This is a genomic window from Shinella sp. JR1-6 (genome assembly GCF_004284735.1).
In the GTDB taxonomy this organism is placed as follows: domain Bacteria; phylum Pseudomonadota; class Alphaproteobacteria; order Rhizobiales; family Rhizobiaceae; genus Shinella.
In genome coordinates this window covers 227,736-239,150 of sequence record NZ_SHMI01000005.1, presented here as the reverse complement: position 1 = coordinate 239,150, position 11,415 = coordinate 227,736, and the positions used below count along the sequence as shown (strand labels likewise).

12 protein-coding genes are annotated in these 11,415 nt (G+C 62.3%); 10 read left to right on the top strand and 2 right to left on the bottom strand.

Features of this window, described 5'->3' with window-relative positions:
* Positions 1–161: 161 nt before the first annotated feature.
* Positions 162–926 carry a hypothetical protein gene (locus EXZ48_RS11070; protein WP_130515942.1) on the bottom strand — a complete coding sequence of 255 codons (765 nt, stop codon included), beginning with the start codon at positions 924–926 and terminating at the stop codon, positions 162–164.
* A gap of 245 nt (positions 927–1,171) precedes the next feature.
* On the opposite strand from EXZ48_RS11070, the gene EXZ48_RS11065 reads away from it, so the two are divergent.
* The 9 genes from EXZ48_RS11065 to EXZ48_RS11025 all read left to right on the top strand — a co-directional run bounded on the left by EXZ48_RS11065 (position 1,172) and on the right by EXZ48_RS11025 (position 9,491).
* Entirely contained in the window at positions 1,172–1,387 is a 216-nt protein-coding gene (locus tag EXZ48_RS11065) for a hypothetical protein (RefSeq protein ID WP_023513634.1), read from the top strand.
* Positions 1,388–1,586: 199 nt separating this feature from the next.
* On the top strand, positions 1,587–2,603 hold the full coding sequence (locus EXZ48_RS11060) for a septal ring lytic transglycosylase RlpA family protein (protein WP_245462004.1): 1,017 nt from the start codon (positions 1,587–1,589) through the stop codon (positions 2,601–2,603).
* Positions 2,604–2,673: 70 nt separating this feature from the next.
* Positions 2,674–3,837 (top strand): D-alanyl-D-alanine carboxypeptidase family protein, encoded by a 1,164-nt coding sequence (locus EXZ48_RS11055; protein WP_130515939.1) that lies wholly within the window; start codon positions 2,674–2,676, stop codon positions 3,835–3,837.
* Between the two features lie 124 nt (positions 3,838–3,961).
* Positions 3,962–4,645: a dTMP kinase gene (gene tmk, locus EXZ48_RS11050; RefSeq protein ID WP_130515937.1), complete on the top strand. Its 684-nt coding sequence runs from the start codon at positions 3,962–3,964 to the stop codon at positions 4,643–4,645.
* Positions 4,642–5,673 (top strand): DNA polymerase III subunit delta', encoded by a 1,032-nt coding sequence (locus EXZ48_RS11045; protein ID WP_130515935.1) that lies wholly within the window; start codon positions 4,642–4,644, stop codon positions 5,671–5,673. Before tmk ends, EXZ48_RS11045 begins: the two co-directional genes overlap by 4 nt.
* An 82-nt stretch (positions 5,674–5,755) precedes the next feature.
* Entirely contained in the window at positions 5,756–6,217 is a 462-nt protein-coding gene (locus tag EXZ48_RS11040) for a hypothetical protein (protein ID WP_130515933.1), read from the top strand.
* Between the two features lie 113 nt (positions 6,218–6,330).
* On the top strand, positions 6,331–7,881 hold the full coding sequence (gene metG / locus EXZ48_RS11035; RefSeq protein ID WP_023513640.1) for a methionine--tRNA ligase: 1,551 nt from the start codon (positions 6,331–6,333) through the stop codon (positions 7,879–7,881).
* A complete protein-coding gene (locus EXZ48_RS11030) occupies positions 7,882–8,661 on the top strand; it encodes a TatD family hydrolase (protein ID WP_050743987.1) in 780 nt (259 codons plus the stop codon).
* A gap of 2 nt (positions 8,662–8,663) precedes the next feature.
* Positions 8,664–9,491, top strand: coding sequence for an MBL fold metallo-hydrolase (locus EXZ48_RS11025; RefSeq protein WP_023513642.1), 828 nt, complete (start codon positions 8,664–8,666; stop codon positions 9,489–9,491).
* Here EXZ48_RS11025 and EXZ48_RS11020 read toward each other — a convergent pair.
* On the bottom strand, positions 9,479–10,423 hold the full coding sequence (locus tag EXZ48_RS11020) for a phosphoribosylaminoimidazolesuccinocarboxamide synthase (protein ID WP_081870686.1): 945 nt from the start codon (positions 10,421–10,423) through the stop codon (positions 9,479–9,481). The genes EXZ48_RS11025 and EXZ48_RS11020 overlap by 13 nt on opposite strands.
* 404 nt (positions 10,424–10,827) lie before the next feature.
* Here EXZ48_RS11020 and EXZ48_RS11015 point away from each other — a divergent pair, with 404 nt between their 5' ends.
* The gene (locus EXZ48_RS11015; protein ID WP_130515931.1) at positions 10,828–11,358 is read left to right on the top strand and encodes a GNAT family N-acetyltransferase; all 531 of its coding nucleotides are present in this window, start codon (positions 10,828–10,830) and stop codon (positions 11,356–11,358) included.
* The last annotated feature ends 57 nt before the right edge of the window (positions 11,359–11,415 follow it).

Sequence of the window (11,415 nt, the reverse complement as noted above, 5' to 3'; positions counted from 1 at the left end):
AAATCGAGGAATACGGAACGGGACACTACGTTACTCTTCATTCTCGGATTGCACATGTTGCCCGGGCGTGACCTCCCGGATCGACCATTTCTGGCACAGTAGCGGGATAGCGTTACCAATCGGTTTATGATGAATCATTGGTTTCTGAGATTGGTGCGGTTTTATCGGCCAAGGCCGGTGGAGGGGGATGGGCGGCCGTTGCGGATGAGCGACCGGCCGAGATAGTCCCGAATGCGGACTTCCATGGCCTGCCACTGCGGCAAAAGTCTGCTCGAAAAACGGTAAAGTACGGAAAGATCCTGGCCGATGTGGATATCGCGCTGACAATCGGCGCTGGTCGACTGTGCTTCGTCGGCCGGCATCATGCAGCGCACCGCATAGTCGGAGCCGTCGGGCAGACGGCCCGTGAAAAACACCTCGTCGCCATAACCGGAATTTTCCTTCAGGCGCCGCAGGACGAGGCCGGCGGGACCCGGCTCGAACGTATCGCCGAAGAGGTGGCTGTAGATCGGCCCCATTCGGCCGGACATGTCCTTCGACATGGTGCTCTGCGAAAGATTGAGGAAGACCAGGCCTTCAGGGCGGTTGGCATCGTTGAACCGGCCGCGGTCCGCATTGGAGTAACCCCGCATTTCCGGCCAGGTGAGGTAGAGATCGACGCGTTCGGTGCGACCCGTCTGGCGCTGCTCCTCGAAGCGGATCGTGTTGGCGGGGAGGCGGATCTGGTCCTGACCGATCACGACGTCGACAGGCTCGGCATTCTCGGTGTGACCGGCCAGCGCGATACGCTCGCCGAGAACGCGCCCGGCAACGCTGATCGCCACCGTCAGGCCCGCCAGCACGGCAACGCCGATCGTCAGTCGCGTCAGAAGGCGATGGGAGATGAGGGGGGCGTGTTCGTCATTGCCGGTCGCTGCCGCTGTCATCTCTTCCGCTTTCGATGATCCGGCCGGAATCGGCTACCTGTGCCATCTCGACCCTATGCGGAGCCTCTGCGAACAGGGTTAATTTTTGGTTGAGATCGGGCGCTGGCAACCGATCCGCCCTGTACCGCTTCGGGGCCGAGGGCTGCAAGATTTCCCGACTTGTTGCTGACGCATTCTGCTCCTAGATTCCTGGTCGCACCCGACAGCAATCAATGCCGGCTGGATGCGGAACAGGGGAGGCAGCCATGGACGTGCTTCGAGACCCCACGCATATCGGCATATTCGAGCCGCAGGACCTCGTCGTCCTGCAAGGCGTCTTCACCCGATTGGCGGCGGAAAACACCCCGAGCCTCGACGAAGCCCGCGCAAGGTCACTCGCCCGGTCGATCATCACGCTTTATAGACATGGCGTGCGCGACCCCGAGCAACTCTTCGACGCGCTGCAGGTTCAGGCCTCGTGAACCTGACGATGATGGATGGGCGGCCCATTTAACCAAGCATAAACCATGAATCATGGAAGCTTGCTGCGGGGTTCCCATCCATTCGCAATTTCGCCATCTTATTGGCATGATTAACGGACTGTTATTTACTGAGTGGCATTGACGGCCGACTTGCAGGGGCAAGGCAGTTGGCTGGCGCACCGTCGGGGACAATAGCGGCGTGGGACATAAAAAATCGACGATCAAGACGACCCGGTTCGGCACGAGCTTGCGGTTGTTGACTATTCCGCTGATCTGCGCGGGCCTTGCAGCCTGTGCGACGACCACGCCCGCACCCAAGAAAAAGGTGCGCAGCAAGGAATATTTCTCCGAGTCGGAATATGGCGTGAAGGCGAGCCCGCGCGTCGTTGAGGAAGGGCAGGCCGTGCCGAAGGGCGGCGGCCGCTACCAAGTCGGCAAAGCCTATCAGGTTCGCGGCAAGTGGTATCAGCCGAAGGAAGAGCCGGGCTACAACAAGACCGGTCTTGCCTCCTGGTATGGTTCCGCCTTCCACGGCCGCAAGACGGCGAACGGCGAGGTCTACGACAAGTATCATCTCTCCGCCGCGCATCCGACCTTCCCGCTGCCGAGCTATGCGCGTGTCACGAACATGGAAAACGGCACGTCCGTCGTCGTGCGCGTCAACGATCGCGGTCCGTACCATGCCGGCCGGGTGATTGACGTCTCTTCCAAGACGGCAGACCTCCTCGACATGAAGCGCACCGGCACGGCCAAGGTGCGGGTGCAATATGTCGGCAAGGCCCCGCTCGACGGCAATGACATGCCCTATCTCATGGCCTCGTACGTCACCAAGGGGTCACGTGTTCCGGCGGTCGATCCGGGTGGGCAGATCGCCACGGGCGTCATGGTGGCCTCGGCAGACAACCGAATGCTACCGGGCGACGGCCAGGGCGAGGGCGTGCTGAGGGTTCCGGCCGAAAGCACGATGACGGCGCTCGCCAAGACGACACCGACCTCCGACGCCTTCCAGGTGATGGAACAATTCGTCATGCTGCCGGAGATCGGTCCGATGCCGATCGAGCGGCCGAACTTCGTGCCGCAGCTTTCGGCCGAGCCGAGCTATGCCGCGGCTTATGCGGACGAGCGCGTGCGCGATGCCGCCGGCGCCTTCGATGCCATCCTGACGATCGACGGCAGGCTGACGCCGCTCTCGGCGCTTGCCGACAACGCGGGCTGATCGCCCGCGTTCCCAAAGCCGTTTGCGCATCGCGGGCGGCTGTGGGAGTGTGACGACATCCGGAGTCGCCATGCATCGCCGCCTTTTCGCCGTCCTCATTTTCCTGCTCTCTGTTACGAGCCCAGCGTTTGCCCAGTCGGCTGCGCCGCAGGCCGGTTTCGACGTCAAGGCCAGGCAGGTCTACCTCATCGAGGCGGAGACCGGCACGGTGCTGTTCGCGCGCGCAGAGGATGACGCGGTGCCGGCCGCCTCGCTTGCCAAGCTGATGACCATGGCAAGCGTCTTCAAGGCACTTTCGGCCGGCGAGGCGACCCTCGACACGACCTATCCGGTTACCGAATACGCCTGGCGCACCGGCGGTGCACCGTCGCGCACCTCCACGATGTTCGCGGCGCTGAAATCCGCCCCGCGCGTTGAGGACCTCGTCCGTGGGGTCACCGTGCAATTCGCCAACGACGCCTGCATCATCCTCGCCGAGGGGCTTGCCGGTTCGGAAACGGCCTTTGCCGAACGGATGACGGCAGAGGCGAGGGCGCTCGGGCTTGTAAAATCAAACTTTGCCAACGCCACCGGCCTGCCGAACCCTGGCAACAAAGTGACGATGCGCGAGATGGTGACACTCGCCCGACATCTGCAAACCACCTACCCGCAGCACATGCGCTACTATCTCGAACCGGAGTTCGAGTGGAACAAGATAAAGCAGCGCAACCGCAATCCGCTGTTGGCGCTCAACATCGGCGTGACGGGCTTCGTCACCGGCTTTTCGGAGGAGGGCGGCTATTCTGTCGTCGCCGCCGTGAACCGCGACGGCAAACATCTCGTGCTTGCCATGAGCGGGATGGAGAATGACAAGGCGCGCATCGAGGAATCCCGTCGTATCATCGAATGGGCGCTGTCCTCCTTCGAACGGCGCACGCTCTTCAAGGAAGGCGAGCCCATCGCGGATGCCAGCGTCTATGGCGGCGATACCGCGACCGTGCCGCTCGTCGCCGGCGAGCAGGTGGACGTCTTCCTGCCGAAGGACAATTCGCAGCGGCTCGTCGCGCGCGTCGTCTACACCTGGCCGGTGCGCGCGCCGGTGACGCCGGGGCAGGCGGTCGGCACGCTGAAAATCTGGAACGACAAGCAGCTCTTGCGCGAGGTTCCGGTAAAGACGGCGGGCACCGTCGGCGTCGGCACGTTGCGGGCGCGGGCGCTCGATGCGCTGATCGAACTGTTCTTCTTCTGGATTTGACATCTTCTGGACGTGACAGGCCCCAACGGGGCGAAAAGCGTTTCGCCGGCCGGAAACATGGGGTAGTAGTGTCCCGAGTCATGCCGGCCGTGCCGGATATCGCGCAGAAAGACGGAAACAGGATTTGTCGGCCGCACCGGGTTTGTTTGTCACGTTCGAGGGCGGCGAGGGCGCCGGAAAGTCGACGCAGATCCGGCTTCTGGCCGAAGCCCTGCGCGCACGCGGCCTCACCGTGCTGATGACGCGTGAGCCGGGTGGCTCCAGGGGCGCGGAGGCGGTGCGTCACGTTCTCCTGTCGGGTGCCGCCGAGCCTTATGGCATCCGCATGGAGGCCGTGCTTTTTGCCGCCGCGCGCAGCGACCATGTCGAAGAGGTCATCCGCCCGGCGCTTGCCACCGGCACGGTCGTGTTATGCGATCGTTTCATGGATTCCTCCCGCGTCTATCAGGGCATTACCGGCAATCTCGAACAGCCGTTCGTCGAAGCGCTGGAGCGCGTCGCGATCAACGGGGTCGTGCCCGACTGTACGATCATCTTCGACCTGCCTGCCGCCATCGGCCTCGAGCGTGCCCGCAAGCGCGGCGCCAGCGGGAGCGAGGCGCCCGACCGCTTCGAGAAGGAAGAGCTGGAAACCCACGAAAAGCGCCGCGAGGCCTTTCTCGACATCGCAGAGCGCGAACCGCTGCGCTGCCGCGTGGTGGATGCGACAAAGGCCCAGGACGTGATCGCGGCCGAGGTGCTTGCCCTCGTCGAACCGCTTTTGCCCATCAGCGCCCGCGGCAACCAGGACCCGGAGCACATCTCGTGAGCGAGGATCGGCCCGGCATTCTCGACGGCGCAGTGCATCCCGCCGAGCAGACGAAACTCTTCGGCCACACCGAGGCGGCGACGTTTCTCGCGCGCTCTTACCGCTCCGGCAAAGGGCACCATGCGATCCTGATCGAGGGCCCCGAGGGTATCGGCAAGGCGACGCTCGCCTTCCGTTTCGCCAACCATGTCCTTCACCATCCGGAGCCCGCAGAAGCGCCGGAAACGATCGCCGATCCGTCGCCCGCATCGCCGATCACCCGGCAGCTCGCTGCCGGCGCGTCGCACAATCTCCTGCATCTCAGCCGCCCGGTCGATGAGAAGACCGGCAAGGTGAAGGCCTTCATCACGGTCGACGAGGTGCGCAAGGCCGGCAAATTCCTCGCGCAGACATCGGGCACGGGCAACTGGCGCATCGTCATCATCGACCCCGCCGACGATCTCAACCGCAACGCCGCCAACGCCATCCTGAAAATCCTTGAGGAGCCGCCAAAACGCTCGCTCTTCCTGGTGCTGACCCACGCCCCCGGAAAACTCCTGCCGACCATCCGCTCACGCTGCCTGCCGCTATCGCTTTCGCCGCTGTCGCAGGACGATCTGGCCGCTGCCCTCGACAGTCTCGGTGCATCACCATCCGGCCCACGGGCAGGGGAGGTGCTGTCCGCCGCCCATGGCAGCGTTTCCGAAGCGCTCAAACTCACCAACTATGGCGGCTTCGATATCGTGGAGGCCTTCCGCACCATCGTGGAGGCTCCGGCCGAGCCGCCGCGCCGCGACGTGCACAAGCTCGCCGACGTGCTTTCCGCGAAGGACAGCGACACGGTCTTTTCGTTCTTCTGTCAGCATGTCACCGATTTCGTGACGGACACCGCCCGCAGCGCCGCGCTCTCCGGCGACCTCTCCCGCGCCGACCGCCTTGCCCATCTCTCCTCGCAGCTCGGCGAACGCATCACCGTCGCGGGGGCCTACAATCTCGATCGCAAGCAGACGATCATCACCGTGCTCGACGACATCCGGGCATCGCTCTAGTTTTCGGCTACGAGAATTTCCGCGTCACAGTTCTGGCATAGTCGCTTGCAACCCTACGTAAAATGTGCGCACGGGGACATTCTTGCTGGCTCGATTGATTTCTTTCGCTCTCACGCTGGTCTCTTTTGCCGCTGATACGAAGGCAGCTGAGATCGCCGGTGGCGTACAGTTTCCTGTTCAGGTTGCCATTCTACTGGAAGACGGCGAACCATTTACGGGCGACGTCCACTGCGTCTTTGGGCAAGAATGTAAGATTTTCACAAGGGGGCAGCATGGGCTTTCGCTGTCGCTCATGGTGGGAAAGCGCTCCGATTATTTCCGGGGAGAACTGACATTGCACTGCGAATCGCAGGACTGTTCGTTTTCCAACGGTAGCTCCAGTCTCGAATTTGACTGCGAAAGGGAATTCAAATTCTTTGAAGGGCGTTATTCATCGCGTGAAGCTGTGTTGCGGATACTTCCAAAGCTCGGGAGTATCCTCCTGATCTTGCCGGAAACCGTGTCGGGTTGCCATATGCCGCCTCAAAGGTTCAAGCCGGTCTAGTCAGCCCTCGCACGGCGTCGCTTTCACTCGGGAAGGAAACTTGCTGTTTCCCTTGCCGTCCGCATGGTCTAATACCTTGCGGCATTGCACAACCGAAGACAGAACGCACGCTCATGACCGACACGTCCCGTTTCTACATCACGACCGCCATTTCCTATCCGAACGGCAAGCCGCATATCGGCCATGCCTACGAGCTGATCGCGACGGACGCCATGGCGCGTTACCAGCGGCTCGATGGGCGCGATGTGTTCTTCCTGACTGGCACGGACGAGCACGGCCAGAAGATGCAGCAGACGGCGCGCAAGGAGGGCATTACGCCGCGTGAACTCGCTGACCGGAATTCGAAAGAATTCAAGGATATGGCCGTTCTTCTGAATGCGTCCAACGACGACTTCATCCGCACGACGGAAGAGCGCCACTACGAGGCCTGCGCGGAGATCTGGCGCCGCATGGCCGCCAATGGCGACATCTACAAGGGCGGTTATGCCGGCTGGTATTCCGTGCGCGACGAGGCCTATTACCAGGAAAACGAGACGGAGAAGCGCGACGACGGCGTGCGCTACGGACCGCAGGGCACGCCCGTCGAATGGGTGGAGGAGGAGAGCTACTTCTTCCGCCTGTCCGACTATCAGGAAAAGCTCCTGAAGCACTATGAGGACAATCCGGATTTCATCGGCCCCGCCGAGCGCCGCAACGAGGTGATCTCCTTCGTCAAGTCGGGCCTCAAGGACCTTTCGGTCTCGCGCACCACCTTCGACTGGGGCATTCCGGTTCCGGGCGATCCTGCCCATGTCATGTATGTCTGGGTCGACGCGTTGACCAACTACATCACCGCGACCGGCTACATGACCGATCCCGAGGGCCCGCGCGCCAAATACTGGCCGGCGAACATCCATATCATCGGCAAGGACATCATCCGCTTCCACGCCGTCTACTGGCCTGCGTTCCTGATGTCGGCGGGCCTGCCGCTGCCCGAGCGCGTCTTCGCCCACGGCTTCCTGCTCAACAAGGGCGAGAAGATGTCGAAGTCGCTCGGCAACGTGGTCGATCCGGTCAACCTCGTCAACCATTTCGGCCTCGACCCGATCCGCTACTTTTTCCTGCGCGAAGTCTCCTTCGGCCAGGACGGCAGCTACAGCGAAGAGGGCATCGCGACCCGCATCAACTCGGACCTCGCCAACGGCATCGGCAACCTTGCCAGCCGCTCGCTGTCGATGATCGTCAAGAACTGCGACGGCAAGGTGCCGGAATGCGGTGCGCTCTCGGACGCCGACCGCGCCATGCTCGCCTCGGTCGATGCACTGCATGCGATCACCCGCGAGGAGATGGGCAAGCAGCAGATCCACAAGGCGCTGGCGGCGATCATCGCCGTCGTCTCGGAGGCCGACCGCTATTTTGCCGGCGAAGCGCCGTGGGCACTGAAGAAGACCGATCCGGTTCGCATGGGCACCGTGCTCTATGTGACGGCGGAAGTCGTGCGCCAGATCGCGATCCTCTTGCAGCCCTTCATGCCGAAATCCAGCCGCAAGCTGCTCGATCTCGTCGCCGCGCCCGTCGAAAAGCGCGATTTCGCGGCGCTCGGCGAAGCCGGCCGTCTTGTCAGCGGCACGCCGCTGGACGCGCCGACCCCGGTCTTCCCGCGTTATGTCGCGCCCGAGGCGTAAATGCTGATCGATACGCATTGCCATCTGGATTTCCCCGATTTCGAGGCGGAGCGCGACGACATCGTCGCGCGCGCCCACGCGGCCGGGGTAAAGCAGATGATCACCATCTCGACACGGGTGAAGAAGTTTCCGACGATTTTGGCGATCGCCGAAAAATACCCGTCGGTGTTCTGCTCGGTCGGCACCCACCCGCACAATGCGGACGAGGAGCTGGATGTTCCGGTTTCCGAGCTGGTTGAATTGTCAAAACATCCACGCGTCGTGGCGATCGGCGAGGCGGGCCTCGACTATTTTTACGACAATGCACCGCGCGAGGCGCAGGCTATCGGCCTCCGAAACCACATCGCCGCCGCGCGGGAGACCGGGCTACCGCTGGTCATCCACAGCCGCGCGGCGGATGAGGACATGGCAGCGATTCTGACCGAGGAAACGGGGAAGGGGGCGTTTCCCTTCCTGCTGCACTGCTTCTCGTCCGGGCCGGAGCTTGCCCGCATCGGCGTGGAGCTGGGCGGCTACGTCTCGTTCTCCGGCATCCTCACTTTCCCGAAATCGGAAGAGCTGCGCGAGATCGCCAAAACCGTGCCGCTGGAACGCATGCTGGTCGAGACCGACGCGCCCTACCTTGCGCCAAAACCTTACCGCGGAAAACGCAACGAACCGGCCTATGTGGCGCACACCGCCGCCGTGCTGGCGGAAACCGTCGGCGCCAGCGCAGACGAGATCGCCCGCATCACCACCGAAAACGCCTTCCGCATTTTTTCCAAGATGCCGCGGGTGTAACCTTGGCCTTTACGCGGCGCTTCACCATTCTCGGCTGCGGCTCGTCGCCCGGCGTGCCGCGCATCACCGGTGACTGGGGCGCCTGCGATCCCGCCAACCCGAAGAACCGCCGTACCCGCGCCGCCTTCCTCGTCGAGCAGATCGGCCCGGAGGGCACAACGACCGTGGTCATCGATACGGGGCCGGATTTCCGCGCGCAGATGATCGCCGCGCGCGTCGAAACCATCGATGCGGTGCTCTATACCCACGCCCATGCCGACCATATCCACGGTATCGATGACATCAGGGGGTTTGTGCTGCAAAACCACAGGCAGGTGCCGATCTGGGCCGATCCGGTGACGATGGAGCGCATCCGCGAAGGCTTCGGCTACTGCCTGAAGACCCCGCCGGGCAGCATGTATCCGCCGATCGTGACGGAGAACCTGATCGAGCCGATGGACAGGCCCGTGACGATCGACGGGCGAGGGGGCGCCATTACCTTCCAGCCCCTGCTCCAGGTGCACGGCTCCATCCATTCGCTCGGCTTCCGCATCGGCGATGTCGCCTATTGCAGCGATATCAGCGACTTCCCGGGCGAAACCGTCCCGCGCCTCAAAGACCTCGACATGCTGATCGTCGATGCGCTGCAATACCGCTTCCACTCCAGCCATCTGTCGCTCAGCCAGGCCTTGGAATGGATTGAACGGCTGAAGCCGGCGCGCGCCATCCTGACCCATATGCATGTGCCGCTCGACTACGACACGGTACAAAAGGAAACGCCGGATCATGTCGAACCGGCGTATGATGGTCTCAGCTTCGAGATCGTGCTTGCGGACGATCAGGCGAAGTAGGGCTTCAGGTTCTCGCGGATGCGCTCCAGCACCGTCGCGCCCGAAAGATCGGGCACAAAAGTCTTGCCGGTGATCTGCTCGAAAGCTTGAATATAGACCTTCGAGGTCTGCTCGACGAGCTCGCGCGGGATTTCGGGGATCGGGTCCTTGTAGGGATCGCAGCGCTCGGTGACCCAGGCGCGCACGAAATCCTTGTCGAAGCTTGCCGGACGCCCGCCCGTCGCAAAACTCTGCTCGTAACTGTCGGCGATCCAGTACCGGCTCGAATCCGGCGTGTGGATTTCGTCGGCAAGCACGATGCGGCCGTCCTTGTCCGTGCCGAATTCATACTTGGTGTCGACGAGGATCAGCCCGCGTTCGGCCGCACGGGCCTGACCGCGCGCAAACAGTGCCAGCGCATAGCGCGACACGGTTTCCCATTGTTCTGCCGTCAGCAGGCCCTGGGCGAGGATTTCATCGCCGGACAACGGTTCGTCATGGCCGCCGTCGAACGCCTTGCTGGTCGGCGTGATGATCGGCTCGGGCAGCTTTTCGTTGTCCCTCAGGCCATCCGGCAGCGTGATGCCGTACATCTGGCGCTCGCCCTTGCGGTATTTTGTCAGGATCGAGGTGCTGGTCGTGCCGGCGAGATAACCGCGCACGACGATCTCGACGGGCAGGATATCGAGCCGCGTGCCGATGACGACATTCGGGTCGGGATAGGAAATGACATGGTTCGGGCAGATATCGGCGGTTTCCTCGAACCAGTAGCGCGCCGTCTGCGTCAGCACCTGGCCCTTGAAGGGAATGGCCGTAAGGATCACATCGAAGGCACTGAGCCGGTCCGTCGCGATGATGATACGGCTGCCGTCCGGCAGGTCGTAGTTCTCGCGGACTTTCCCGTTGTAGCGGTTCGGCAGTTCCGGGATATGGGCGTCGGAGAGAATGCGCAACTCACTCATCGGGACAGGCTTTCGCTGTTGGTTTCGTCTGCCGTTTCGCTTAAGGCCACGGGTGGTGAAGGGTCAAGGCGCAAACCGGACTTTTGGAGGGTTCGGCGGTTTTACAGACAGGAGTAAGTTCCATAATCTATCTTATGTGATTTATTCATTTGGCCGGGCACCTTCGCTTTCCAAGTGCAGCACTCCAATCATTTCAACAGCTTCGCTCTTTGAGGCCCTGCTTGTCTCGGTTCTGCCTGCTGCTCTCCTTACAGAGCATCGCCGCTTTGTGGACACGATATCGACGGCCTGGATCAAATCGTCGTAAACTGCTGCGAATCTCGGCCAGCGGCTTTCGACGCGACGCCAACATCCATATTTAGATCACCGTTTCTTCCGGCCCGCCACACGATCCCATGTCCGATATCCCTCTGCTTGAAACCGACCGTCTCGTCTTGCGCGGCTTCCGTCCGGAAGACCTTGATGCCATGACCGCGATGTGGGCCATGCCCGACGTCGTGCGCTATATCGGTGGCGTGCCGTTGTCCCGCGAACAGTCCTGGGGCCGCCTGCTGCGCCATATCGGCATGTGGCGCATCATGGGCTTCGGCTTCTGGGCGATCATCGAAAAGGCGTCGGGCCGGCTTGTCGGCGAAGCCGGGTTCCATGAAATGCGCCGCGAGATGATGCCCAGCATCGAAGACACGCTGGAAGCCGGCTGGGGCCTGCTCCCGGGCTCTCACGGCCGCGGCTATGCCAGCGAGGCGCTGGAGGCAATGCTGCCCTGGGCGGAAGCAAACCATGGCGGCATGCCGGTCACCTGCATCATCGATCCTGCAAACACGGCCTCGATCCGGCTTGCCGGACGGCACGGGTTCCGCGAGTTTTCCCGATCGACCTATCAGGGAACCGAGATCATTCTCTTTCGGAAGGCCTCCGGCATTTAAGCGGACTACAAACAAAGGATCCCAAACAATAATACCATAATATAAATCACTGTTTTT